We start from the raw sequence: 26,430 nt of genomic DNA, 5'->3' as shown, positions 1-26,430 counted from the left end.
GGTTCGGCAGGCCCTCGGTCCATTCCGGCGCAAAGCCGATGCCAAGGCCTGCCGAAACCAGCGACACCAGCGAATAGGTGTCGTCGCAACTATAAGCGATGTTGCGGGTCAGATCGTATTCCTCGAACTTCTCGTTGAAGTACCGCTCTGTATAGGAGAGGTTCTTGCGATTGAAGGCGATGATCTTCTCCCCGCGCAGATCGTCGATGGCAATCTCCGCCTGTTCCGCCAGCCGGTTGCTGCGGGCCACCGCCAAGAGATAGCGCTCATGAGCGATCGAGGAGAAGCGCAAGGAGCCGATGTTTTCCACCGGTCGGATGAAGCCGAGATTGATCTGGCCGTTTTCCAGGCCGCGGATGATATCGCCGGTATTGCCGCTTGATATATGGATGCGGATATCCGGATACTTGCGGGCGATCTTTGCCAGAAACGCCGGCAGCACGCCGGTGGTCGCCGGATAGACGGTGCCGATCCTGATCTGCCGGATCGTCTTGCCGGCCACCGCCCTGGTGATCTCGGCGGAAAGATCGACCTCGCTCAGGATCCCGACGCAGCGTTCGTGGAAGATCTCCCCTGCCCTGGTCAGTTCCACCCGCCTGGTCGAGCGGATGAACAGCGGACAACCGAGCTCCCGCTCCAGCGCCTGCACATGGTTGGACAACGCCGGCTGGGCGATGCGCACCTTGGCTGCCGCCCGGCCGAAATGCAGTTCCTCGGCCACCGCGACGAAGTAGGAGAGCTGACGGAGTTCCATGGAAGCGTCCCTTTTTGCAGCTTTAATATGGGACTATCAGTCCGTCGATTGTCAAGCCGTGAATATGCGTTTGTTATGGGATGGACGTTCGACAAACCATCGGCTGGAATCTCAGACGACTTCGTGTGGCCAAAGGTCTCTCTCAGGAAAGACTGGCTCTCGAGGCCGAGATCGACCGCTCGTATGTCGGACGGGTCGAGAGAGGCATGGAAAATGTCACCGTCGCAACGCTCGAGGCGTTTGCGAGGGTTCTTTCGGTGAACGTTTCAGCTTTATTCGCAGAAATTGATCCACGCGCTCCCAAGCCCAAGCCTCTTCGGTCAGGCAGAAAACAAAAGGAACCCGGCAGGTGAATGGTGGAGCGTTTTCGTCCGTCTGGGCACCTTCAGCTTGGCCGCCTTGAAGGGTTCGAACTCGTGACCATCCTGTTGGCCTTAATACGCAGCAAGGTTCGACGGTTTGAATGGCTGGCTGGCGAGGGCGTCACCTTCGGATGGAACGCTGCCCTGACTACAAAACTCGATCTTTGACAAACGGCATTCAAAGGCAACTGACATCGGAGCCCCGAGCGCTGGCAGCGTTGAATTTGCTGTCAATGACCGCCCTGCGCCTCTGAGTTGGGTCATCTGACGACTTGAGGTCTGAAGACCTTGGTATCGAGAAAGTCGACAAACGAGCGACCGAAGTCGCTAAGACGCGGCACTTCGGGACGGTATCGCCGCCCCCTTGCTCCGCTACGCAATCCATGCGTCTATTTAAGCTTTGAGGGGTGAGCTTCAACGTCATGGCATCACGCACGAAGATAGCCGCTTCGCGGCAGTTCGGAGCCGGGGTCGACCTCCATCCCCAAGGGACAACGGAAGACTTGAGGATGAGTGTTTTGCGCAAGAATTCAACTCGGGTTGGCCCCGGCTATCCACAGGTCGTTGTGCTTGTCGGCGCAACGGGCGATCTCTCACGGCGCAAGCTACTGACCGGGCTGTTCCACCTCACCAATGCGGGCTTCATCCCAGGGTGCCGCATTATCGGCGTCTCGCTCGACGACATCGACGCGGATGCCTTCCGCACCATCGCCCGTGACTCGCTGGACAAGTTCTTGACTCGCAAGTTCTCGCAGTCCGAATGGGAAGCGTTTGCCGCATCGCTCGACTATGTCCCGCTCGCAGCAGGCGCCAATGCTCTCAAGGAAGCGGTCGACAGGGCCGAGGAAGCACTGGGCGCCGAGACGCGGCGCGTGCATTATTTATCCGTGCCACCAAGTGCCGCCCTTCTGGCCGTGCAACTCCTTGCCCAGGCTGAGCTGACTGAACGCTCGCGTATCATTATGGAAAAGCCCTTCGGCACGGACCTTGCCAGTGCCGTTGCACTGAACAAGAAGCTGCACGAGGTGTTCGACGAGAAGCAGATCTTCCGCATCGACCATTTCCTCGGCAAGGAGCCGGCGCAAAACATCCTGGCCTTCCGATTTGCCAATGGCCTGTTCGAACCAATCTGGAACCGCAACTTCATCGACCATGTGCAGATCGACGTCCCGGAGACGCTCGGCCTTTCCACTCGCGCCGCCTTTTACGAGACCACCGGCGCCTATCGTGACATGGTGGTGACCCACCTCTTCCAGATCCTCGCCTTCATGGCGATGGAGCCGCCCACTGCTCTTGAGCCTGCGCCAATCTCGGAAGAGAAGAACAAGGTGTTCCGCTCCATGTTGCCGATTGAGCCGCGCGACGTGGTGCGCGGTCAATACATTGGCTACCGTAATGAGCCTGGTGTCGATCCCGAAAGCGACACTGACACCTTCATCGCCCTAAAATGCGCCATCGACAACTGGCGCTGGGCCGGAGTGCCCTTCTACCTGCGTACAGGCAAGCGCATGGCCGAGGGGCAGCGCATTATTTCGATCGCATTCCGCGAGCCCCCGAAATCGATGTTCCCTGCGGGATCTGGCGTGGGGGCACAGGGCCCTGACCACCTCACCTTCGACCTCGCTGATGCCTCCAAGGTCTCGCTTTCCTTCTATGGCAAGCGCCCTGGCCCGGGCTTCCGGCTCGACAAGCTCTCGCTGCAATTCGCCATGAGCGAAACCGGCCTGATTGGCGAAGTTCTGGAGGCTTATGAGCGTCTGATCCTCGACGCCATGCGCGGTGACCACACGCTGTTCACTACGGCCGAGGGTATTGAGCGGCTCTGGGAGGTTTCCCAATCTCTCCTCGATAACCCGCCGCCCGTACGCCTCTACGACCAGGGCGGCTGGGGGCCGAAGTCGATCCACCAACTCATTGCCCCCCACGCCTGGCGCCTGCCGTTCGAGCGCGCCTGGAGGGATGCGGCAAAAGGGTGATTGACGGTCAAAAGTTGGATCGATGCCGGCGGTCGGAATGGCGCCGACCAATTGCGAACAATCCCAATAAAATGACGTTGGCAGAGACGTGCAGGAAACCGAGCTTCGACCGCTAATGCTCAGTTCCGAAGTGGCATTGGTGCGTGGACCTGCATTTGTGCAGATTTCGGTCTTTTGATACATCGTTTATTTCGTCGCCGCCGTCGGTACCTTGCAGCGAACGGATTTCGGGCGTCAGGAGGCGGGTGTTCGGTTCAGTATTGCAGCCGATCACAGCCCCTGTTTGCTGAGCGGCGAACGAGCTATGCAACCCGCTGCAACGTCGTCCTGAGGGGTATGTCTTTGAACAACCGCGATATGAGGCGCGGTCGCAATCCTTGCCTCTCATCGATGAGGAGGAATGACATTCTCTTTATCTCGATCGTGATCACGCCTGCATTGTCATGACGACGATAACTCCCCGAATCGATCGCATGGAATCCGTTTTCCACCGCCCAGGCGGCTATCATATCCGCGTTCATCAAGGTCCTGCTCTAGGAGATGCGGACGTGATTTCTCCAGCTGTCCCGCTCGTGCAAATCGCTTTTGCAGTCCTACGGATACCGTAACTGAAACGCTCTAATCCAGCCAAATCCTTCCGAGATACCAGTTCCCACATAGGTGGTGCGAGAAAGACTCGCAGCACTCGGCACGACTCAGCCTTAAGCCCCGCCCGTTTGGTGCTCTTGAAGACATTCGAACCGTGGCAACAGATCGCCGCGCAATTGGCCAATTCGATCAACTGAAGGGCCGAACACCCAATACCAAGACGTCGCAAGGCTGGACGGCACCGGCACCGAACCACGCCCGTCAAATGACGGACGCGGCTCAGCGGGAGGCGCCGGGGGATCAGCCTATCCGATTGCCTTCGGCGGAGAAGAGGTGGATTTTCTCGGATTTGGGCGCGAGGTGAATTTGCTGGTCGGGCTTTATATCCACCCGCCGGTGCAGCACGATGGTTGCCGTCTGCGTGCCGACACGCACCGAAAGATGGGTCTCCGCACCGGTCGGCTCGACAGTCAGCACGGTGGCCGGAATGCCCGTCTCCGCAATGTCGAGGTCCTCAGGGCGGATGCCGTAGGTGCGCGCCGCGCTTTGGCTCAATTGCGGGGGAAGCGGCAGGGAAACACCGCCTTCGATACGGAAGCCGCCGTCGCTGACGCCACCCTCGAAGAGGTTCATCGACGGCGAGCCGATGAAGGCGGCGACGAAGGTGTTATCTGGGCGGTCGTAGAGATCGAGCGGCTTGCCGATCTGCTCGATGCGGCCGGCGCGCATGACGACGATCTTGTCGGCCATGGTCATCGCCTCGATCTGATCGTGGGTGACGTAAACGATGGTCGTGCCAAGGCGGTGATGCAACTCCTTGATCTCGCTGCGCATGGTCACCCGCAGCTTGGCGTCGAGGTTGGACAGCGGCTCATCAAAGAGGAACACCTTCGGATGGCGTACGATGGCGCGGCCCATGGCGACGCGCTGGCGCTGGCCGCCGGAAAGCTGTTTCGGCAGGCGCTCCAGCAGGGGTTCAAGTGCAAGAATGCCGGCGGCTTCGCTCACCAGCTTGTCGATTGTCGCCTTATCGCGCCCCTGCAGCTTCAGCGCAAAGCCCATATTTTCGCGCACCGTCATGTGCGGATAGAGCGCGTAGGACTGGAACACCATGGCGATATCGCGCTCCTTCGGTGCGACGTCGTTGACGACGCGGCCGTCGATGCGGATTTCACCGCCACTGATATCCTCCAGCCCCGCCAGCATGCGCAGAAGCGTGGACTTGCCGCAGCCGGACGGCCCGACGAGCGTGACGAACTCACCGTCCTCGATATTCGCGGAAACCCCGTGGATAATGGAGACCGCGCCGTATTGCTTCAGAACCCGGTCGATTGCTACGGATGCCATTGTCTGTCCTCCCTCACAGTTTCAATTGCCAGACGCCGGCCGCGGCGACGGCGCCGGTGAGCGTTGCCGAACGTGCGGCGGAAAAGCCCGGAATGCGTTTGGACCCCGTCCAGCGGCCGTTGTCAGCGAAGACCTCGATGGAGCCGGCATCGAGGAAGATGCGCAGGCTCGACGGTTTCGCGCCGGTGGCGACGTAACGTGGCGGCGTCTTACCGGTGCGAGCGTCGAAGACAATCGCCAGACCATCGGCATCGAGTTTCACGCCTAGATCGACATCCGGATGATCGAAGGTGAGATCGAAGGCGGCGCCCGGCTCGGTGAGATCAAGTACGATCTCGACGGCGCCGGTGCCGAGCGGCACGGTCTTGCCGGCGGCAAGTGCGGTGTCGTCCAGCAACCGATGGCGCAGGCTTTCGACGGCTGCGATCGGCGGGGTCAGCACGGTGTCGCCGTCGAGAAGCACGCGGCGCGGCAGGGTCATGGTCGTCGGGAAATCGTCCCTCTTGGAAAAATCCGACCAGTTGGCGAGCCAGGCGATGCCGACCGGCTCGTCGCCATCAACGAAGGCCTGGAAGGCATAGGCATCCGAACCGAAATCCAACTCCTGCTCGAACTCCGCAGTGAAGGTGCGGCCATCGAAACCGCCGACGGTGACGGAGGTGAGGTTGCGGCGGCCGGTGGCCGGGTCGCGGCTGGTGAGCAGACCGAAGATCAGCGCCCAGCGGGTTTCTGCGTTTTTGCCGGAAAGCGGCACAATGCAGGGGCATTCCGCCGCCGTCATGCCGAAACCGTCCTCGCGATGGATGATGCCGAGGAAGGTCCAGCCATCGGCGCCTTGCGCGTCTGCGGTTTCATAGAGCAGTACGACGCCGCCCTGCCTGTCACGGCTGCCGAGCAGCATCTTCCAGCGACCGTCCGGGCCTTTGAAGACATAGGGGTCGCGGAAATCGGTGGTGAGGTTCAAGCCTTCCGGGCGCAGCGGCATGATGGTTTCCGACGGGCCGGCGACGATGCCGTCGCGGCTGACGGCGGAAAGCTGGATTTGCTCTTCCGGTTGCCGGTCACGCACATGCTCGGTGTAAAAGACGCGGATTTCCTCGCCTTCTGGGCCGGTGCCGGGGATCGCTGAGCCGGAGAAGGCACCGCCGCGGCCATCGTCCTTTTCCGATAGATGCGCCGCCGGGAAGAGGAACATGGGCAGATGCGTCCAGCGGACGAAATCCTTCGAGACGGCATGGCCCCAGTGCATGGTGTTCCAGCGCGGCTCATGAGGATAATGCTGGTAGAAGAGGTGAACGTTTCCGCCGAACCGTCCAAAACCGTTCGGATCGTTCATCCAGCCGAAGGGCGGGCGGAAGTGGTAGCTGTCGGGCACGTCGGGGGCGGCGGTGCGCGCATCGCTGTGCAGGACGCGGATGCCCTCCTTCATCACGGTTTCCGGCCGGAAGGCATAGGCGACGGAGAGCGCTGTGGTTGTCGCATCATAAGACAGCGCGGCACGACCGCCCTTCGCGAGCGTCACAGCGAAGAACTCAAATTCCCCCGTGCGGCGGGTCGAGGGCTCGCCGATGTCGTTGCCATCGACGGCGACGAAGAGCTTCGCCTCGTCGCCGGCATGGCGCGCCTTCAGCCACAGATGCAGCACCGTGCCTTCGGGCAGCGCCGCTTCGATGGTTTCAGGTGCTGACGTTTCGGATTTTGCCTGCAGAGACATGATCAACCTTTCACGGCGGAGCCGACGAATGAACTGACGAACCAGCGCTGGAAAGCCAGATAGAGAATGAGGACGGGGATCATCATCAGCACCGAGGCGGCCATGGCGCGGTCCCAGTAGATGCTGTCCTGTCCGAAGAAGGTGGCGATGGCGACGGCTATCGGCCGCGCATAGTCGGTCTGGGTGACCAGCGTCGGCCAGAGATACTGGTTCCAGCTTTCGATGCCCATGAGGATCGAGACCGTGGCGAGCGCCGGCAGGCTGAGCGGCATATAGATCGACCGGTAGATGCGGAAGGCCGATGCGCCATCCATTTCCGCCGCTTCATAGAGTTCCTTCGGCAGCTGCGCGAAGAACTGGTAGAAAAGGAAAACATAGAGCGGGCTTGCCACCCAGGGCAGGATCTGCACCGCGAATGTATCCGTCAGCCCCGCCCGCGACATCATGACGACGAGCGGCATGATGATGCTTTCCTGCGGGATGACATAGAGCGCGACGACCAGCGCCAAGAGCGCCGCCTTGCCGCGCAGCGAACCCCAGGCCAGAACGAAGCCCGCCATGGAATTGACGATCAGACCCGAGACGACGGTGGCGACGAGGATCACCAGCGAATTGAAGAGATATCGGCCGTAGGCCAGCTCGCCGGAGAAATGGGCGATCTCCTTGTAGTTCGACAGCGTCGGGTCGCTGACCCAGAAGGCGCGGAAGCTGCCCATGTCGGCGAGGATGCGGAAGCGGTCGTCCTTCAGGCTGGCGATCAGCAGCATGAACAGCGGCGAGATCATCACCAGCGCAATGACCAGGATGCAGAGGCTCTGCACGATGCGCAGGCTTCTCTTGCCGTTGCCCCTTGCGATTGCCAGCGGGGCGGGCTGGCTCAAAGCGATATCAGACATCGAACCGCCTCAGGAGTTTGCGTTGCAGGAGCGCGATCAGAAGAACGATGACGAAGAGGATGACGGAAACGGCCGATGCGTAGCCGAGTTTCTGCTCTTCGAAGCCGGCGCGCACCATGTAGTGGACAACGGTTTCGGTGCTCTCCTTCGGGCCGCCCTGAGTGAGGATCGCCACCTGCGTATAGAGCTTGAAGGCCTGGATGGTCGTGATGACCAGCACGAAGACATGGGTCGGGCGAAGGCCGGGCATGGTGACGTGCCAGAAGCGTCGCAGCGCGCTTGCCCCGTCGATGCGGGCGGCATCGTATAGTTCTTCGGGAATGCCCTGCAGGCCGGCGAGATAGATGATCATCTGAAAGCCATAGGCCTGCCAGGCTGAAAGCAACACGATGGAGAACATCGCCCAGTTGGGGTCGCCGAGCCAGTCGATCGGCTGGATCGTGCCGCCGGAAAGGAAACCGACGATCTGGTTGAGCGGCCCGCTCGGATACTGGAACAGCGTGCCCCAGATGACGCAGACCACCACCATGGAGGTGATCGCCGGCAGGAAGAACAAGCCGCGCAGCAGGTTTTGCATCGGCAGCTTCTGGTGCAAGAGTAGCGCGGTCAGGAAGGCGAGGCCGCACTGCACTGGCAGCACCCAGATGGTGAAGCGCGTAACGTTCCACAGCGAGGTCCAGAACAGCGGATCGGTGAAGACGCGCTCGAAATTCAGCAGGCCGACGAAGCGCACCGGCGTCGGCCGCGGCACGAGCGGTTGGTTGGTCATCGCCGTCCAGAAGGACAAGAGGAACGGCGCGATCAGGAATATCGCCAGAAGCAGAACGGCAGGTGCGATCATCGCCATTTCCTGCCAGAGCCGCCGCTTGTCGCGGCGTTTCGCCGGACGCCGCAAAGCGGGCGTGGAGGCCTGTTGCAAAGTCATTGTTTCCTCCTCATCGGTTATCCTTCCGAGATGGTCCAGGGCCGGCAGGACGAGCCGGCCCCGTCAAAACCCCTTACTGCTGCTCGTCGAAGGGCGGGTAGCCGGCGTTGTCCTCGATATCCTCGTCGATCTTCTTGGCAGCGGCCGTCAGCGCGTCCTGCGCGTCACCGCCATTGAAGATCTTGTCGACGGCCTGCATGAAGGCCGAGGTGATCGTCGGATAGGCCGGGTGCGGCGGACGGGCGATCGCGGTCTTGGAAGCCTGCTCAAAGGCGATGGCGAGCGGACCGCCTTGCGCATAGAGCGGGGATTCGGCAGCGAAGCTCTTCAGGCCCGGATAGGCGGACTGGGTCTTGGCGTACTCCCGGTACTCCTTGTCCTTCAGCAGGAAGCTCAGGAACTTGCCGGCGATCTCAGGGTTTTCCGAGGTCGCGGAAATGCCCCAGATCCAGGTTCCGTTCGGGCTCACGCCCTTGTCGCCGATCTTCGGCAGCGGCATGACGACGATATTGTCCTTCATCGCTGCCGATGCCTCCGCGTAGAACCAGTGGCCGCCCATGGCGAGCGCGGCCGGCTGTCCCTCGGCGTAGAACTGGTTGGTGCCCGACGAAGTCGGTACGACCCAGCCCTTCTTCACCCAGTCCTGCATCATCGTCAGCGCCTTGACGCAGGCCTCGCCATCGAGCGTGCCGCTGGCCTTCCAAGTCTTGCGGTCGATCAGGTCGCAGCCGGCGCTTTCGAGCAGGGGGCCGTAGGCATAGGTGATCCACTCGGTCTTGATGCCGTAACCTCGGAAGGTGTCGATCGGCCACTTCACGCCTTCAAGCTTGGAAAGCTTTTCGAGATAGCCTTCGAATTCCTCGCGGGTCCAGGCATCGTCGACCGATTTCGGAATGCGGGCGCCAATGGTTTCAAGATATTTCTTATTGCCGTAGAGCACGACCGAGGAGTCGGTTAGGCCGATCGCATAGAGGTCCTTGTCGATCGGATAGGTGCCCTGGGCGATATTCGAATCCGTCATGTCATCGAGCAGGTCCTTGTCAATGAGCGGCTTGACGGCCTGCAGATAGCCGGACCAGACATAATTGGCGAGGAACGGAGCATCGAGTTCCATGATATCGGGCAACTGCTTGGCCATGACGGCGGCGCTGAACTTTTCGTTATAGGCATCGTGCGGCGCGTATATCATCTCGATGTCGACATCGGGATTGGCGGCCTCGAAGCGGGCGGCAACGTCGCCATAGGCCTTCACCCACCCGGGATCGCCCTGGTGCATAACGTGGATGACAGTCTTCGCCTCGGCAAAACCGGCGGTTGCGACCAGCGCGGCGGACGCTAGGAGTGCGGAAAGTAAACGATTACCCATTGAAATGCTCATTGATATTCTCCTCCTGTTAGACACTATTCGATTTTCAGACGGATGCCCGTTCGACCAGATGGAACGGCAGTTTCCGCAGATGCGGCGGTTCGGGCTGCTCGGCCAGGAGGATCTCCATGGCAAGGCGGCCCATGGCGCGGTGCGGCAGGGCCATCGTCGTCAACGGCGGGTCCAGCCGCGAGGCAAGCTCGACCTGGTTGTCGAAGCTTGCCACCGCGATATCATCCGGAATGCGAAGACCGGCGCGGGCGAGCGCCGCATAGACTTCCATCGCCACGCGGTCATTACCGCACAGGATGGCGTCCGGCCGTTGACCGGATTTCAGAAGCGCCTCCACATGAGAGGCAACAAGGCTTGGCGCGCGGTCGCTATAGACGCTGCGGCGCACCGCCGGCAACACGCCGACGGGGTCGATGCCCCCCTCCTCAAGCGCCGCACGAAACCCCACCTCGCGCAGCGTGCCAGCGAGAATGCCCGGCAGGTTGATAAAGGCGATGCGTCGGCGGCCGGCGACGAGCAGATAATTCACGATCTCCCGCGCGCCGCCCTCTTCGTCCGGCACCAGCGCGGTGACGCGGCCGGCAGCCTCGCGGCAGTTGATCATGACGCCGACGGCGCCCGCCAACCTGTCCGACAGGGCGACATGCTTGTGATACATGGCGGCATAAGCAACGGCGCGCGGCCGGAACTGCTGCACCTCGTCGAGCACCGAGCCGATAGACTGGCCGCTTCTGTGGTTGACCGCAAAGACCGCCATGCCGGCGCTGCGGGCCGCCCCGTCGAGGCCACGCACGATCTCGGTGGCGAAGGGCGAAGTGATGAGGCCGTCGGAGACGACGCCGACCAGCGGCAGCCAGCCCTGACGAACGCCACGCGCCGCAAGGTTGGTCACGTAGCCGAGTTCTTCCGCAATGGCCTTGATCTTCTGGCGCGTATCGTCCGACATGCGGGCGGAGCCGCCGTGCAATGCGCCGGAAACCGTCTTTACCGAGACGCCCGCACGTTCCGCGATGTCAGAAAGCGAGACTGCCACGATCTTCACCATCCTCCTTGGGTTATCGATTACCCAATAGTGGCGGAAGACGCGTTTTGTCAAGCGGATTTTACGCGCACTGCTCGACGTTCCGCTGGCAATTGAGGGAGAACGCCAGCCTTTCTCGACGCGGTGCGCAAGTCGATGCGGCAGGTCGCCGGCCGCCTCCGGTAATCGAAAGGCTAACTTCGGTTCTCCAAGCGGTTTGTTTTGCGCCACTCTTCGTACTCTCCGCGGGCATCGTCATGCAGCGGATAGTAGCGCTGCAACGACCCGCCCTCCATAAGCTTCGCTCGCGAGAACTCCTCCCAATCGTGATGCTTTTGCGATTCTTCGATTACCTTCGAGGCCATTGCGACTGGAAGCACCACCACCCCGTCGTCGTCGGCGACGATGATGTCGCCGGGGATGACCGTGACACCGCCGCAGGCAATCGGAACGTTGACGGCATTGGGATAGATGCTGGTCTGCACATGGTAGTTGGGAGTCCAGCCGCGCAGCCATAGGGGGAGATCTAGCTTCTCGACATTGGGCCGATCGCGCATGCATCCGTCGATTACGATGCCAGCGCCGCCTCTGCCTTTGAAATACGTCGACATCATATCGCCAAAGACGCCCGAGCTCATGTCGCCGCGCGCGTCGACCACGACCACATCGCCCTCCTGCGCGTGATAGAGCACGTGCCGGTGCAACTGCGTCTCCGGATCGGCATATTCTCCCTCGGTGAAGAGGTCCGGCCGCTGCGGCATGAACTGGAGCGTCAGCGCCGGACCGACGATCGACTTCCCGCGGTTCTGCGGCACGGGACCGACCATGTGCGGATTGCGGAAGCCCATGTGGCCAAGCGTGCCGGCAACCGTCGCGGCGCCGATTTCCTTCAGTGCGTCGATCAGGTCTTTGGGCGGTCGCGTAATGTCGGGAGTATGGGTCATTTTAGACTCCGGTGGATGAAACTACCAGTTCGTAACAGAACCGTCGCGGCGCTTCAGGTGAGGCGCTTCCCAGAAACGAAAGCTCTCCGCCTTGACCGCCTCTTCATTGACCTCGACGCCGAGCCCCGGCAGATCGCTGACCGGATAGTCGGGGCCGTCGAGCCGTGGCTGCACGGGGAAGAAGTCGGAATTATCGAAGCCCAGCTTTGCTTCGGGCGCCCTGGTCTCGAGCCAAGCGAAATTCGGAACGGCGGCGGCGAGATGGATGGTCGCGGCCGTGCAGACTGGGCCGAGGGGATTGTGCGGCATCAGGTCCACATAGTGCGCCTCGCTCCAGCCAGCCACCTTCATCGCTTCGGTGAGCCCGCCAACATTGCAAACATCGAGCCGGTTGAACTGATGGATGCCGCGCTCGATATAGGGCAGGAATTGCCACTTGCTGGCAAATTCCTCGCCGATGGCGAACGGGATGTCGGTCATCGTGCGCAGGGATTCGTAGGCCTCCGGTGTCTCGTCCCGTATCGGCTCCTCGAGGAAATCAAGCACGCCACGGCCGAGCTTGTTGCAGAAGCTCGCCGCCTCTGCCACCGACAGCCGATGGTGATAGTCGATACCCAGGACGACGTCGTCGCCCAGCGCCTCGCGCGCCTTGTTTAGCATGCTTGCGGTAGTGCCGATCGATTCGCGCGGCTCAAAGATGTCCTTGCTGTTTTGCCCGATGGGAAAGAAGCGGATCGCCTGCCACCCCTGTGCGCGTAGTTCGCGGGCTCGTTCGATGGCAACATCGCCTTCGGCCTCGTCACCGGTCGAGGCGAAGGTAGGAATGCGGTCGCGCTGCTTGCCGCCCAGCAGGTCGTAGGCCGGCACCCCCAGCGCCTTGCCCTTGATGTCGTGAAGGGCAATGTCGATGGCGGAAATCGCCGCCTGCAGAACGCGCCCGCCTTCGAAGTATTGGCTGCGATAAACTTCCTGCCAGATCCGACCAATCTGCATCGCGTCTCGGCCGATGAGAAACTCGCGATAGTGCTCGATCGCGCCGGCCACGGCCTTCTCGCGACCGCTCAAGCCGCTCTCGCCCCAACCGAAGATGCCGTTGTCAGTCTCGACCTTGACCAGCATCTGGTTGCGCGTTCCTACCCATACCGGATAGGGCTTGATCGCCGTGATTTTAAGTTTCGTAGTCATCCACGCCCTCGTATCGCACACATCCGCTTGGTATCAGTTGGCCTTGAGGGCCATTTCTGTTTCGCCGTCGAACAGATGCATCCGCTCTTGGTCGAACTCGAGCCAAATCTGTTCGTCGGGCGCGACGGCAATGGTCGGCGGCACGCTGACGTTGACGATGGCGCCGGAAAGAAACGCCTGGACGAAGGTGACGTCTCCGGTCGGCTCCACCGTGTAGGCCTTGGCCGGGACGCTTCCAGGCATCGCACTTTTGTGCAGCTTGATCGTCGAGTGACGTGCGCCGAGCACAACCTTCTTGGTTGTTGCCCTTGAGACCTTCTGAGCGTTTTCTGGCGAGAGCTCGAGGCGCCAGCCCTCCGCGCTGGTCAACACAGTGTTGCCGCTTGCCGTTGACGCCTGCAGCGGAACAAGGCTCATCGCCGGGCTGCCGACGAAGCTGGCGACGAACATGTTCACCGGATGGGCAAAGACCTGCGCCGGTGAATCGTATTGCTGCAGGTAGCCGCCGTTCATCACCGCCATCCTGTCGGCCATGGTCACGGCTTCGAGCTGGTCGTGCGTCACATAGATGATCGTTGCCTTGAGGTCCTGGTGGAAGCGCTTGATCTCTGAGCGCATCTGCACGCGCAGCTTCGCGTCGAGGTTGGAGAGTGGTTCATCCATCAGGAATACCGCCGGATCGCGAACGAGGGCACGGCCGAGCGCCACGCGCTGCTGTTGCCCGCCCGAAAGTTCGCGTGGCTTGCGCTCGAGCAACTGCGTCATGTCGAGCACTCGCGCTGCTTCCTTGACCTTCTTGTCGATCTCGTCCCTTGGCAGTTTGCGCATCTGCAGCGGGAACGCCAGATTTTTGTAGACCGATTTTTGCGGATAGAGTGCGTAGTTCTGGAACACCATTGCGATGTCCCGGTCCTTGGGGTCGAGGTCGTTGACCACCCGGTCGCCGATGACGATGTCGCCCGATGTGATGGGGATTAGCCCCGCTACCAGATTGAGCGTGGTCGTCTTGCCGCAGCCTGAAGGGCCGACGAGCGCAACGAATTCGCCGTCGTTGACCGTCAGCGAAACATTGTTGACAGCTTTGAAGCTGCCATAGGTCTTGACCAGATCTTTGAGGACCACGTGGGCCACCGGCAACTCCTCTAGTGCTTGACTGCGCCTTCTGTAAGGGCGCGTACGAAGTATCGTTGCAGGACGAGGAACAGGACCACGACGGGCACGCTCATCATAAAGCTGGCCGCCATCAGGCCCGGAAAGTCCGTCGTATTTTCCGAGAAAAAGCGCTGGATGCCGACCGGCAGTGTCAACTGGTCGTTCTTGGAGAGGAAGGTGTAGGCGTAGATGTACTCGTTCCACGCGCCGATGAAGGCATAGATCGCCGTGGCGATGATTCCTGGCGCCGAGAGCGGCATCACGATCAGGACAAAGGCCTGGAACCGCGTCGCTCCGTCGATGCGCGCCGCCTGCTCGAGTTGCACCGGGATGTTGTCGTAGAAGCCCTTGAGGAGCCAGATCGCCAGCGGCAGGCCGAATGTGAGGTAGGTGAGGATGAGCGACGCATGCGTGTTCACCAGCCCGATCGCGCGCATCAGGATGAAGAGCGGCACGAGAAAGATCACGGCCGGGAACATGTTGCGAAGCAAGACGGCGAAGAACAGAAAGTTTCGGCCCGGGAAGGTGAAGCGCGAAAAAGCGTAGGCCGCAGGAACTGCCACGATGACCGAAAGGATGGTCGTGGCGGTGGAGACGAAAAGGCTGTTCCAGAAGAAGCGGAGGAAGTCCTGGCCAACGCTGTTTTGCGGATCGAGCAGCTTCTGGTAGCTGGCAAGGGTGGGTTGGTCAGGCCACCATTGCGGCGGGAATTGCATGGCCGCGAAGCCGGACTTGATCGAGGTGATCAGCATCCAGATCATCGGCAACGCGGTGTAAAGCAGCATGAACACGAGGAAGATGCGTCCGCCCCACCGCCATCCGTCGATGCGTATACGGCGACGGGCCTTGCCTCGAGGAGCAGTCTCGGCAATCGTGCTCATGCGCTCCCATCCTTCCGCTCGTTACCGCTTAGCGCACGGACGTAGAAGTAGCCGAGCGACATCAGGATCAGGAACAGCAGCACCGAATAGGCCGATGCTACCCCCCAGCGCTGGCGGCCGAAGGCGAGCTCATAGATGTGGGTGATCCAGATATGTGATGCGTTCGACGGCCCGCCGCCGGTCATGATCCAAGGGATGATGAATGAATTGAAGTTGGCCACTGCCAGCAGGAGGATCGTCACCGTCGAGACGTTTCTCAAGTGCGGGAAGGTGACGTGCCAGAACCGCTGCCATGCATTGGCTCCGTCAACTTTTGCGGCGCGCAGCAACTGATCGGGAACCGTCTGCAGGCCAGCCATCATCATGATCATGGCAAACGGAAACTCCCGCCAGATATTGACGACGATCAGGGAGGGCAGCACTGTGCTGACGCTGTCGATGAAATTCGGCGGCCTGTCGGCCAATCCGAGGCCGACCAGCACCGCGCCGATAATCCCAAAGTCCGAATGGTAGATCCACTTCCAGATATAGGACGCGGCGACCGCGCTGATAACCCAGGGAATGATCAGGACGGCGCGCAGGATGCCACGGCCGACAAAGTCGCGATGGAGCGCCAGGGCGCTGGCAAACCCCAGGACAAATGAGATGAAAGTGGATCCCAGTGTCCAGATAAGAGTGTTCGAGGTGACCGTCCAGAACACCGGACTTGTGAGGATGGCGGTGTAGTTGCCGAGGCCGATGAAAGTCTTGTCCCGGAGCTGCAGGCCCGGCGGCGTATTGAAGAACGACAGCTCGATCGTATAATAGATCGGATAGGCTATGACGATGAGCATCACAGCGATCGCAGGAAGCACGTACGCGTAGTCAGCGCGATGCTCCCAAATTTTTCGCAGCACGCTGGACCCGTCGGGTTGCAGTCTTCGGCGAGCCTCGGCCTTGCCAGTCAAGATCGTCACTGTGCCCTGCCCTTATTCTTGGGAACAAACCGGCTGCAATCGAGGCGCAGCCGGTCAGATCGTCAGGCTTGGACTAGAGTCCGCCGTCCATCAGGTCTTTCACCTTCTTGGCTGCGTCATCCGCTGCTTGGTCGACCGTCATGGCTCCGGTCAGGGCATTCTGCAGCATGTCCGGGACGATGATGTTCATGATCTCGGGCGACTGTGGCAGCGCCGGGAACGGGATACCGTATGGCAGCATCGAAGTCGTGACATCAAGGAACTTGATTTTTTCCAGGCGTTCCTTCATCCATTTGGTCTTGAAGCCGTTAAGGTTTCCCGGGTTCGAGCCGGCATAGGCCATCTTCAGCGACCATTCAGGGCTCGTCCACATGCAGATGATAGCCTTTGCAGCCGGCTCGTCTACCTTGCCGCCCTCGACATATTCGGGCTTCAGGATGTGAATGTTGGAACCGCCAAACACGACGGCACGCTTGCCGTCGGGGCCAGTCGGAATCAGACCGTAGCGCATGTTGTCGATGACGGTCTGCGCCTTGTCCTTGTCGGTACCCGTCGCCTTTTTCTGCAGGTCGAGCATGACGTTGTAGTCGGACGGGTGCGAGATCATCATGCCGAGCTGGCCAGCGAGGAAGAGGGGCTGGTTGTCGGCCTGCTGGTTGGTGAGCGCCGAAACCGGAACCGACTTGTCGCGAACATACATATCGTACGAGGCTTGCAGCGCCGCCTTGCTCTGCGGGCTGTTCAGCTCGACCTTCTTATAGGTCGGGTTGGCGGTAGCTTCGTCGAAGACGCCGCCGCCATAGGCCCACAGCTGCGGCATGAAGCGATACGGCGTATTGCCGGCATTCTTGCGAGCTACGAGGCCGTAACCGGCAATGCCGAGCTTGTCGTGGATCTGCTGGGAATCCTTGACGACGTCGTCCCAGGTTGCCGGAGCCTTGTCCGGATCGAGGCCTGCACGTTTGAAGATGTCGGCGTTCCAGATGAACGCCATCGTCTCGTTGTTGGTTGGAATGCCGTAGGTCACCCCGTCCCAGGTTACAGCCTTCATTGCGCCGGGCCAGAAATCCTCGGTCGAATACCCTACATCCTCGGGTTTGAGCGGCTGCAAATAGCCCTTTGAGGCGAACTCGGTGCCGCCCAGGATTTGCAGGCGGACCGCCATGGGCGCTGCATTGCCAAGGAGCGCGGTCCGGAACTTGTCCAGCAGGTCGTTATAGGTGAGGGCTTGTTCCTCAAGCTGGATGTTTGGATAGGTTTTGCGGAAGGTCTCGAAGAACTCCTTGTAATACTGGCGCAGGAGGTCGGGGTCGCCCTCGAAGACGCCCTGATACCAGAACGTCAGTCGCCCCTTGTAGTCGAGCGGGGTGACCTTGGCGCAATCGGCGGCCGTGTCAAAATCCTCTGTGCCGGCAATGGAGCGCACATATTGCGGCGACCACTTGCTCAAGTCGACCGGCGCACCCAGCGCGGACGCGGACATCAACGATACCATCAAAGCAGTGCAGACAGTGCCGCGCAGTACCGCACGGCCGAGTGAAATCCTCGTCATAAGGTATCCTCCAGGTTCTCCCATGCCGCTCTGCGTCGAGGCGAGCGGTCTTTGCTCCCCGGCCGCGGGACTTTCCACCTAATGTATCCCTTCGACCTAATCATACGTTTTCAGATTGAAGATTGTCTGTCAATCAAAGAAATCGTACATTGTTTATGGAAGCTTCGCATGATATCCGAGCAATATGTGTATTGATTGGGGACCGTCTTGGCCGGAACAAGCGATTTTAAAGCAATGCCACCCGAAGGGATCGACGCTATCGGGGCCTCCAGCGAGGGCGCCTCGCTTTATCAACTGATCAGGGAAGACATCATCGAAGGGCGGCTGGCTGCCAACGAGCGGCTTGTGGTCACCGACCTCGCCCGGCGCCACGGCACCTCAACCAACCCCGTGCGCGAGGCTCTGCAACTGTTGCGCGGGGAAGGCTTTGTCACCCTCGTTCCCAACCGCGGCGCGCGCGTGCGGCCCATAGATCAGGATTTTGTTCGGGACATCTACGAGATAGGAGTCTTGATCGAGCCGGCACTGACGCGATGGTTCGTGAATATGGCCACCGTCGAGGACATTGCTGAACTCGAACGCATCCAAGGCCTGATCGAAGACAACGACTTCGCCGACACGTTCAGGCACAGCGAGCTGGACACCGCCTTTCACACCGTAATGTACCAAAAGCACTACAACCGCCATGCCGCCGAGCTTTGGTGGAAGCATCGCGAAGTGCTTCGAGCCGTGAGCCGGCGTTTCAACTTCACGCTCGCCCGGCGTGCCGCGATCCTTAGCGAGCATCGCGAGCTCATCGCGCATGTAAAAGCGGGAAATGCGAACGAGGCAGCCGAACTCATTGCACGCCATGTCGAGGGCTCCGGCCGGCACATCCTCGAACACATGCGCGCGCGTAACGCCGCTCGGGCAGGATAGAATACATAGCCTGGAATATCGTTATCCCGACCATTTCAGTAAAGGCAGTTGAGATGAAAATCACCAGCGTCCGGCCGTGGCTAATCAGATCCGATGCTTCTTATTGGGGAGAGTATCTGTTCGTTGAGGTGACGACCGACGAGGGGGTGAGCGGCTGGGGAGAGATCACCACCACGACAAGGCTCGCCAATCGCGCCCTCTGCACGATCCTGCGGCAGATCGGTGCCGCTGTAACAGGCGAGGACCCGGCGCGTATCGAGTATCTGTGGCACAAGATATTCCGCAGCTTCACCTACATGGGCAGTCGCGGCGCCGCCGTCGAATGCGTAAGCGCCATCGACATCGCCCTTTGGGACATCCGAGGCAAAGTTCTTGGTCAGCCGATTTACGAGCTATTGGGCGGACCGGTCCGCGATGAAATCGCGCTCTACACCCATCCCAACCAGGCCAAGTTCACCAGCAAAGAGGCTGTAGTCCGGGAAATTCGAGACATCGTCGAGTCCGGCCACACTGCGCTCAAGTTCGATCCTTTCCCCCACCAGGGCCGCACCGCCGATGGACAGCCTCGCGAACAGCGGGACGGCTACCTCGATGGCAGCATGACCCGCAAGGATGAGCGCGAAGCCGCCGAACTCACGGCTCTGATCCGCGAAACGGCGGGCTCTGATGTCGACATTCTCATCGATGCGCATGGCCGGTTCGACGTTCCCACCGCCATTCGCCTTTGTCGGAGCCTCGAGGAAGCTGGTCAGATCGACTGGTTCGAGGAGCCTTGTCCACCGGAGAGCCTCAACGCTCTCAGACAGGTCCGTGAGAAGGTCAGCGCCGCTATCTCATGGGGCGAGCGCGGCCACACGAAGTGGGATTTCGTGCCGGTGCTCGAAAACAGGCTCGCCGACTACATCATGCCTGATGTCACCTGGACCGGCGGCATTACCGAACTCAAGAAGATTTCTGCCCTATGCGAAGCCTACTACATCCCGGTCTCGCCGCATGACGCCGCAGGGCCGATCAACGTGGTTGCGGGAGCGCAGGTGATGATGACCGTTCCTAATTTCTACAAACTTGAAACGTCAGAGTGGAACCTGGGCAAATACGATCACCTCATCGACAGACCACTCGATGTTTCGAACGGCAGCCTCAAGCTTACGCCCAAGCCTGGTCTCGGCGTTGAAATGAACCGCGACTACCTTCAAAGCCACGAGATAGAGCTGGACTAGCTAGCAACGCACTACGCCGCCGCAGCGGTGCGCGGCGACGAGCCCCGCCGACCAGAACGAGGATAAATCATGCCAGAGGCAGATGGAGCCGACGAGGCGCTCAATCGGGTGAACACGCATTCCAAGCCGTCCGACCTTCGCATCACCGACATGCGGGTAGCCGAAATTGTCGGCGCGCCGTTCACCTCGGTGCTGCTCAAGATTTACACCAACCAGGGCATCGTCGGGCTTGGCGAGGTGCGCGACGGCGCCAGCGCCACCTACGCGCTGATGCTGAAGAGCCGGCTGCTTGGCGAGAACCCTTGCGACATCGACCGCCTGTTTCGCCGGATCAAGCAGTTCGGCGGGCACGGCCGGCAAGGCGGCGGCGTATCGGCGGTTGAAATCGCGTTGTGGGATCTTGCCGGCAAGGCCTATGGCGTCCCCATCTACCAGATGCTCGGCGGCCGGTTTCGGGAGAAAGTGCGCGTCTACTGCGACACCGACGCCACCGTGCCGAGCGGCACCGAGACCGGCAGGCGCCTCAAGCAACGCATGGAGCTTGGGTTCACCTTTCTCAAGATGGATCTGGGGCTGATGCAGATCGCGGATGTGCCCGGTGCGGTCGTGTCTCCTGCCGGCTCACTTGAAGGGTACCGCGACCACCCCGGCCGAGGCCCGCTGAAGACCATTGAAGAGCGGCGCGTCCGCAACGCTGCGTACGATTTGCATAATGTCCCGCACCCGTTTACCGGCCTCCACTTTTCCGACAAGGGCCTCGACTTCCTTGAGCAATACATTGCCGAGGTTCGTGAGGTCATCGGCATGGATATTCCGCTCGCCATCGACCACATCGGCCACATCTCGGTGCAGAACGGCATTCGCCTTGCCAGGAGAATTGAAAAATACGTGCCAGCCTGGCTCGAGGATGTAATCCCATGGCAGTACACTGAGCAGTACCGACAACTGCAGGACGCCACTACGGTGCCGATCTGCACCGGCGAGGACATATACCTCAAGGAGGGCTTCGAGCCTCTGCTCAAGAGCGGCGGCCTCTCCGTTATCCACCCAGACCTGCTCACCAGCGGCGGCATCCTCGAGACCAAAAAGATCGGAGATATGGCGCAGGACCATGGTGTCGCCATGGCCATCCACATGGCAGAAAGTCCAATCGCCGCCATGGCCGCGGCACATGTCGCGACCGCGACTGAAAACTTCATGGCGCTCGAATACCACTCTGTCGATGTCGACTGGTGGGACGATATCGTCACCGGCCTTCCCAAGCCACTGGTGAAGGACGGCTTTATCACTGTTCCAGACAAGCCGGGCCTGGGGATTGACGATGTCGTCGACGAGATGATCTCGCAGCATCTGCAGCCGGGTGTCACCGGCATCTGGCAGCCCACGGATCGCTGGGACGATGAGTATTCCTGGGATCGCACCTGGAGCTGAGGCAAAAGGAACGAAGATGAAGATCACCGACCTCCGCTGTGCCGTTATCGGCAAACACCCAATCGTCCGCATCGTGACGGACGAGGGCCTCCATGGCTTGGGTGAAGTCGAATTCACCAAGTCCTACCTCAAGCCCTTTGTGCTGCATTTCCGCGAGGCGCTGATCGGCGAGGACCCGACCGACGTCGAGAGAGTCATGCTGAAGATCCGCCAACGCGGCTCTTTCAAGCCGTACGGCGCGGCGGTAAGCGCTATCGAGCATGCGCTGTGGGATATTGCCGGCAAGGCCGCGGGCGTGCCCGTCTATAAACTGCTCGGCGGCAAGGTGCGCGACAAGGTGCGCGTCTACAATGGCTCGATTCGCCAGAAACGCACGGGCGACCGGCCGGAGGACTACGCCGCTGACGTCAAATGGATGATGGAGCAGCCGCAGAACTTCTTCATGGTCAAGCAAGGAATCTCGTTCCACTCCAACATGAAGGACACCATCGAGGACTTCCACTACGGCGTGACGCAGAAGAAGGCCGGCTATCACGGCGCCATGGATCAGGGCATGATCAGCGAGCGCGGTTTCAATCACATGCTCGACTGCGTGATCGCGATGAAGGAAGTGCTGGGCGACAAAGTCAGCCTGGCGCTCGACTGCGGCCCGGGCTGGATGCTGCCCGATGCGATCAAGTTCGCTCGCGCGGTCGAGAAGTACAATTTGATGTGGCTCGAGGACATGCTGACTGGCGACTACGTGCCGTGGGTCAATCCGCAGGCCTATCGGGAACTGACAACCTCCACCTCGACGCCAATCCACACTGGTGAGCAGATCTACCTGCGACACAATTTCAAGGAACTGATCGAGACGCAGGCGGTGCGCGTCATCGGCCCCGATCCAGCCGATATTGGCGGCATTGCCGAGCTCAAATGGGTCGCCGAGCACGCCTACATGCACTCGATCCTGATGGCACCGCACGGCACCGCTAACGGCCTGCTGGGGCTCGGCGCGTTGATCAATGTCTGCGCCACATTGCCTGCAAATTACGTCGCGTTCGAATATCCGAGCGCCTCCGACCCCTGGTGGGAGGATCTGGTAATCGGCTTGCCACCGCAGATCGTGAAGGACAGCATGGTGGACCTACTGGAAGCTCCGGGGCTGGGCCTCGATATCGACGCCGAAGCGGCCAGGAGATATCTCAGGGAAGAGGATGCGGGCTTCTTCGACTGAACCTCCCTCCACCTGCATGAGGTGAATCGTCTACGCAAATGACTGGGATGACACGCTTCGGTTCATGCAGCGCTCAGTAAGCCCCGCCGGAATGGGAAGGGAGATCGGGCTCCTCGCGGCCTCCGCAGGCCCGTGTCGCGACGGAATCGCAGCCGCCCGACGCCCTTATAGGCCGACGTATCGAGATTGAATCCCGGAAGAGGCCTCTTTTCCGTCTCGAGTTTCATCGGCGCATGCAATATGCGGCCGAGGGCGCATTTTCTGCGCCCTCGTCTTGTCACTCAGCCGATGGCCATCAGGCTTGCATTGCCGCCGGCAGCCGCGGTGTTGATCGACGTCGACACTTCCTCCAGCAACCAATTGAGGCAATAGGCTTCGGGATCGCTCGCCAATTCCTCGGTCGTCGCGGCCTGGACCAGTAGAAGCGGACCGGGCAGGTGAGCGATCTTCTGATTGACGGCAAGAACCCTGTCGCGATCTCCTTCGACGAGGGCACCGGAGAACGGTCCGTCCTTTTCCCAATCCGATGTCCAGGAAATCCGGCCGGCGACAGCCGTCGGAAGGTCGGCCAGGACTGATTTCGATAGGGAGCCCGCGTCCACGACGATATGGTTGCCGGTCGATAGGGCTGCGGCGATCTGGCGGTGAAGCCCGCCCTCCGTCTGCGGCACGAGGAGAATACGACCGCGGGGATGGAGCGCGTAGAGATTGAGCTCCCCGACCGGACCGGTGAGTTCACGTTCGAGCCCGAGTGCCGAGCGGCTTGCATATCCACGCGCCACTTCCCCCTCGCCCGACAAGCCCTTCTTGTCGAGCCAGACGATGTAGTCACGAAGGGCGAGGTCCGTATGAACGGAGTCCTGCTGCGGCGGCACGGGCGCACGCTGCACCAGCCGGCCGATATAGAGCGGACCGCCGGCCTTCGGACCCGTTCCCGACAGGCCGCGGCCGCCGAATGGCTGCACGCCGACGACGGCGCCGATGATGTTCCGGTTGACGTAGAGGTTTCCGGCCTTGATCCGGCTGGTCACATGCGCGATCGTTTCATCAAGCCGGGTGTGAAGCCCGAATGTGAGACCATAACCCGATGCGTTGATGTCGTCGATCAGACGGTCGAGTCCGTTTCTCTTGAAGCGGATGACATGCAGAACCGGTCCGAAGACCTCCCTCGTCAGGTCCGACAGCGACTTGATTTCGATGATCGTCGGCGGAACGAACGTTCCCGCCGCCGCACTTTCGGGCAACGGCAGCTGATCCACCTTGCGGCCCAAGCCGCGCATATGCTCGATATGCTGGTCGATCTCCGTCTTTGCGCTGTCGTTGATGACTGGGCCGACATCGATGCTCAGCCGATCGGTCCGGCCGATCGTCAGCTCGCGGAAGGCGCCCTTCAGCATATTGAGGGTCCTGTCGGCGACATCGTCCTGAAGGCAGAGAACCCGGAGCGCCGAGCAGCGCTGACCGGCGCTGTCGAAGGCAGACGCAATGACGTCGGCCACCACCTGCTCGGCCAATGCCGAGGAGTCGACGATCATGCCGTTCTGGCCACCGGTTTCGGCAATCAGCGGAATCGGCTTGCCGCCTGCTGACAGCCGTTCCGCCAGCTGCGCCTGGATCATGCGGGCAACTTCGGTCGACCCGGTAAACATGACGCCTGCCGTTTCCGGAGCCCCGACCATGCCGGCGCCGAGGCGGCCGCTGCCGGGCACGAACTGCAAGGCACCGACCGGCACGCCCGCCTCGTGAAGGATCTTCACACTCTCCGAAGCGATGATCGGCGTGACGCCGGCCGGTTTCGCAAGCACGGGATTGCCGGCCACCAACGCTGCGGCGACCTGTCCGGTGAAAATCGCCAGCGGGAAATTCCACGGGCTGATGCAGACGACCGGACCGAGGGGCGCATGCGAGGGGCCGAGGGTCTTGCGGGCCTGTTCGGCATAGTAGCGCAGGAAGTCGATCGCCTCACGCACTTCACCGACGGCATTAGCGGCAGATTTGCCGGCCTCGCGCATGACGATGCCCATCAGCACCTTGATGCGGGCCTGCATGATATCGGCGGCCCGCTCCAGGCAGGCGGCACGCTCGGCCGGCGGCACTGCGGCCCATTGCGGCGCGTGCTCCGCAGCCATGCGGACGATGCGCGCTGCCTCCTCGACCTTCACTTCGGTCACCGTGCCGACGACATCCCGGTGATCGGCAGGATTGAGAACATCGCGTGTCACCCCATCGGTAGAGCCGTCGGCAAGGAGGGGAAGCGCATGCCACGGGGCAGCAGCCGTAGAAGTGAGCGCCTCAGCCAAATCCGAAAGGGTGGCCTCGTTCGAGAGATCGAGACCATCGGAATTGGCCCGGGCGTTGCCGTAAAGAGCCTTTGGCGAGGCGATCTGCACGTGGGGCGTGCCAACGACAGGCATGGCCGCGACGATTTCGGCGGGATCGGCGATCAGCGCCTCGACCGAGACATTCGGATCGGAGATGCGGTGCACGAAGGAGGAATTGGCGCCATTTTCCAGAAGGCGTCGAACCAGATAGGCGAGCAGCGTCTCATGGGTTCCCACAGGCGCATAGATGCGGCAGGGCCGGTCCAGCTTTTCCTTCCCGACGACCTCGTCGTAGAGCGGTTCGCCCATGCCATGCAGGCATTGGAACTCGTATTTGCCGACGGTGAAGTCAGGACCCGCCAGACGATAGATCGTGGCGAGCGTCTGCGCATTATGGGTGGCAAATTGCGGGAAGACCGCATCCGGAGCATCGAGCAGCTTGCGCGCGCAGGCGACGTAGGCGACATCGGTGTAGATCTTGCGAGTATAGACCGGATAGTCGTCGAGCCCGTCCAGCTGGGCGCGCTTGATCTCCGCATCCCAATAGGCGCCCTTGACGAGACGGACCATGATCCGGCGCCCGGAACGACGTGCCAGATCGATGATGTAGTCGAGGACGAAGGGGCAGCGCTTGCCATAGGCCTGCACGACGAAGCCAAGCCCACTCCATCCAGTCAGCTCCTGTGCAAAGCAAAGCTCCTCGAGGAGATCAAGCGAAAGCTCCAGCCGATCGGCCTCCTCGGCGTCGATATTGAGGCCGATATCATAGGTCTTGGCGAGAACGGCCAGCGCCTTGACTTTCGGCAGCAGCTCGCTCATCACCCGGCCGGCCTGCGACCTCATGTAACGGGGATGCAGGGCCGAGAGCTTGATCGATATGCCCGGGCCGTCATAGATGCCGCGCCCGTCCGACGCCTTGCCGATGGCGTGGATCGCCTTTTCGTAATCCCGGTAATAACGCTCGGCATCGGCGCCCGTCGTCGCGGCCTCGCCCAGCATGTCGTAGGAATAGCGGAAGCCGCGTGCTTCCAGTGGCCGGGCGCGCTTCAGCGCCTCCGCGATCGTTTCGCCGGTGACGAACTGCTCGCCCATCATGCGCATCGCCATATCGACGCCGCGACGGATGACCGGCTCGCCGGCGCGCGCGATCAGCCGCGTCAGCGCTGCCGACAGGCTTCGGTCGTTGACCGTCGAAGTCAGCTTGCCGGTGACGACGAGACCCCAGGTTGCGGCGTTGACGAACATGGATTTTCCACCGCCGATGTGAGAGGTCCAGTTGCCCTCGGCGATCTTGTCGCGGATTAGCGCGTCCCGGGTTTCGGTGTCGGGAATGCGCAGCAGCGCTTCGGCGAGGCACATGAGCGCCACGCCTTCCTGGCTGGAGAGCGAATATTCCTGCACCAGCCCTTCGACTCCGGTCCCCTTGTGCTTGGCGCGCAACGCTTCGATCAGGCTGCGGGCCGTGCTGCGGATATCATAGCGTTTTGCCTCGGAGACGCGCGCTGCTGCCACAAGAGGCGGCAGGCATTCGGTTTCCGGCCGGCGATAGGCTGCCGTGATGGCCTGGCGAAGTTGGGATTGCGGTCGGATCGGTGGGGCAAAGCCGGAGAACGGCGCGCCGTCGACGGCATCTTGGGAGGGCGTGGAGGGGGTCGCTGCGTTCAACATGGAAGTCCCTATTCAATCGATGTTT

General features: G+C 61.2%; 22 protein-coding genes. 7 read left to right on the top strand and 15 right to left on the bottom strand.

Features of this window, described 5'->3' with window-relative positions; genetic code table 11:
• Positions 1–754 (bottom strand): LysR family transcriptional regulator (locus C3Y91_RS25805; protein WP_168575997.1); only part of this gene is annotated, 754 nt, incomplete at its 3' end.
• An 80-nt stretch (positions 755–834) separates the two neighbouring features.
• On the opposite strand from C3Y91_RS25805, the gene C3Y91_RS25800 reads away from it, so the two are divergent.
• The 3 genes from C3Y91_RS25800 (at position 835) to zwf (ending at position 3,092) form a co-directional block, all read left to right on the top strand.
• On the top strand, positions 835–1,107 hold the full coding sequence (locus tag C3Y91_RS25800) for a helix-turn-helix domain-containing protein (protein WP_011649322.1): 273 nt from the start codon (positions 835–837) through the stop codon (positions 1,105–1,107).
• Entirely contained in the window at positions 1,108–1,284 is a 177-nt protein-coding gene (locus C3Y91_RS25795) for a hypothetical protein (RefSeq protein ID WP_164567186.1), read from the top strand.
• Between the two features lie 341 nt (positions 1,285–1,625).
• Positions 1,626–3,092, top strand: coding sequence for a glucose-6-phosphate dehydrogenase (gene zwf / locus C3Y91_RS25790; protein WP_018480207.1), 1,467 nt, complete (start codon positions 1,626–1,628; stop codon positions 3,090–3,092).
• Between the two features lie 302 nt (positions 3,093–3,394).
• Here zwf and C3Y91_RS38155 read toward each other — a convergent pair whose 3' ends face one another.
• The 13 genes from C3Y91_RS38155 to C3Y91_RS25725 all read right to left on the bottom strand — a co-directional run bounded on the left by C3Y91_RS38155 (position 3,395) and on the right by C3Y91_RS25725 (position 17,631).
• Complete coding sequence (locus C3Y91_RS38155) at positions 3,395–3,613, bottom strand: hypothetical protein (RefSeq protein WP_130658080.1); 219 nt, start codon at positions 3,611–3,613, stop codon at positions 3,395–3,397.
• A gap of 367 nt (positions 3,614–3,980) precedes the next feature.
• On the bottom strand, positions 3,981–5,027 hold the full coding sequence (locus tag C3Y91_RS25780; protein WP_130698662.1) for an ABC transporter ATP-binding protein: 1,047 nt from the start codon (positions 5,025–5,027) through the stop codon (positions 3,981–3,983).
• 13 nt (positions 5,028–5,040) lie between these two features.
• Positions 5,041–6,741 carry a glycoside hydrolase family 32 protein gene (locus tag C3Y91_RS25775; protein WP_168575996.1) on the bottom strand — a complete coding sequence of 567 codons (1,701 nt, stop codon included), beginning with the start codon at positions 6,739–6,741 and terminating at the stop codon, positions 5,041–5,043.
• Positions 6,742–6,743: 2 nt separating this feature from the next.
• Positions 6,744–7,637, bottom strand: a complete 894-nt coding sequence (locus tag C3Y91_RS25770; protein WP_018480211.1) for a carbohydrate ABC transporter permease — start codon at positions 7,635–7,637, stop codon at positions 6,744–6,746.
• A complete protein-coding gene (locus C3Y91_RS25765; protein WP_018494273.1) occupies positions 7,630–8,562 on the bottom strand; it encodes a carbohydrate ABC transporter permease in 933 nt (310 codons plus the stop codon). The genes C3Y91_RS25770 and C3Y91_RS25765 overlap by 8 nt, the downstream gene beginning before the upstream one ends.
• Before the next feature lie 73 nt (positions 8,563–8,635).
• Complete coding sequence (locus C3Y91_RS25760) at positions 8,636–9,928, bottom strand: ABC transporter substrate-binding protein (protein WP_168575998.1); 1,293 nt, start codon at positions 9,926–9,928, stop codon at positions 8,636–8,638.
• A 46-nt stretch (positions 9,929–9,974) separates the two neighbouring features.
• Positions 9,975–10,985 (bottom strand): LacI family DNA-binding transcriptional regulator, encoded by a 1,011-nt coding sequence (locus tag C3Y91_RS25755; RefSeq protein ID WP_027687940.1) that lies wholly within the window; start codon positions 10,983–10,985, stop codon positions 9,975–9,977.
• A 170-nt stretch (positions 10,986–11,155) separates the two neighbouring features.
• Positions 11,156–11,905, bottom strand: coding sequence for a ribonuclease activity regulator RraA (locus tag C3Y91_RS25750; protein ID WP_027687941.1), 750 nt, complete (start codon positions 11,903–11,905; stop codon positions 11,156–11,158).
• Positions 11,906–11,926: 21 nt separating this feature from the next.
• The gene (locus C3Y91_RS25745; RefSeq protein ID WP_130663129.1) at positions 11,927–13,090 is read right to left on the bottom strand and encodes a mandelate racemase/muconate lactonizing enzyme family protein; all 1,164 of its coding nucleotides are present in this window, start codon (positions 13,088–13,090) and stop codon (positions 11,927–11,929) included.
• Positions 13,091–13,123: 33 nt separating this feature from the next.
• Entirely contained in the window at positions 13,124–14,221 is a 1,098-nt protein-coding gene (locus C3Y91_RS25740) for an ABC transporter ATP-binding protein (RefSeq protein ID WP_130693684.1), read from the bottom strand.
• An 11-nt stretch (positions 14,222–14,232) separates the two neighbouring features.
• On the bottom strand, positions 14,233–15,123 hold the full coding sequence (locus tag C3Y91_RS25735; protein ID WP_018069653.1) for a carbohydrate ABC transporter permease: 891 nt from the start codon (positions 15,121–15,123) through the stop codon (positions 14,233–14,235).
• Entirely contained in the window at positions 15,120–16,079 is a 960-nt protein-coding gene (locus C3Y91_RS25730; RefSeq protein ID WP_017967551.1) for a carbohydrate ABC transporter permease, read from the bottom strand. The genes C3Y91_RS25735 and C3Y91_RS25730 overlap by 4 nt, the downstream gene beginning before the upstream one ends.
• 73 nt (positions 16,080–16,152) lie before the next feature.
• Entirely contained in the window at positions 16,153–17,631 is a 1,479-nt protein-coding gene (locus C3Y91_RS25725) for an ABC transporter substrate-binding protein (RefSeq protein ID WP_168575995.1), read from the bottom strand.
• Positions 17,632–17,838: 207 nt separating this feature from the next.
• Between C3Y91_RS25725 and C3Y91_RS25720 the strand changes: the two genes are divergently transcribed.
• The 4 genes from C3Y91_RS25720 to C3Y91_RS25705 all read left to right on the top strand — a co-directional run bounded on the left by C3Y91_RS25720 (position 17,839) and on the right by C3Y91_RS25705 (position 22,416).
• Positions 17,839–18,549: a GntR family transcriptional regulator gene (locus tag C3Y91_RS25720; RefSeq protein WP_024322990.1), complete on the top strand. Its 711-nt coding sequence runs from the start codon at positions 17,839–17,841 to the stop codon at positions 18,547–18,549.
• Between the two features lie 53 nt (positions 18,550–18,602).
• Positions 18,603–19,769, top strand: coding sequence for a mandelate racemase/muconate lactonizing enzyme family protein (locus C3Y91_RS25715; protein ID WP_018069650.1), 1,167 nt, complete (start codon positions 18,603–18,605; stop codon positions 19,767–19,769).
• Between the two features lie 69 nt (positions 19,770–19,838).
• On the top strand, positions 19,839–21,200 hold the full coding sequence (locus tag C3Y91_RS25710) for a mandelate racemase/muconate lactonizing enzyme family protein (RefSeq protein ID WP_130698664.1): 1,362 nt from the start codon (positions 19,839–19,841) through the stop codon (positions 21,198–21,200).
• 16 nt (positions 21,201–21,216) lie between these two features.
• Positions 21,217–22,416, top strand: a complete 1,200-nt coding sequence (locus C3Y91_RS25705; RefSeq protein ID WP_024322987.1) for a mandelate racemase/muconate lactonizing enzyme family protein — start codon at positions 21,217–21,219, stop codon at positions 22,414–22,416.
• Between the two features lie 281 nt (positions 22,417–22,697).
• Here C3Y91_RS25705 and putA read toward each other — a convergent pair whose 3' ends face one another.
• Positions 22,698–26,405: a trifunctional transcriptional regulator/proline dehydrogenase/L-glutamate gamma-semialdehyde dehydrogenase gene (gene putA / locus C3Y91_RS25700; RefSeq protein ID WP_168575994.1), complete on the bottom strand. Its 3,708-nt coding sequence runs from the start codon at positions 26,403–26,405 to the stop codon at positions 22,698–22,700.
• Positions 26,406–26,430 lie beyond the last annotated feature (25 nt).

The organism is Rhizobium ruizarguesonis, from assembly GCF_012349115.1.
Taxonomy (GTDB): domain Bacteria; phylum Pseudomonadota; class Alphaproteobacteria; order Rhizobiales; family Rhizobiaceae; genus Rhizobium; species Rhizobium ruizarguesonis.
The sequence above is the reverse complement of the archived record's forward strand: the minus strand, read 5'-3'. Positions and strand labels throughout refer to the sequence as shown.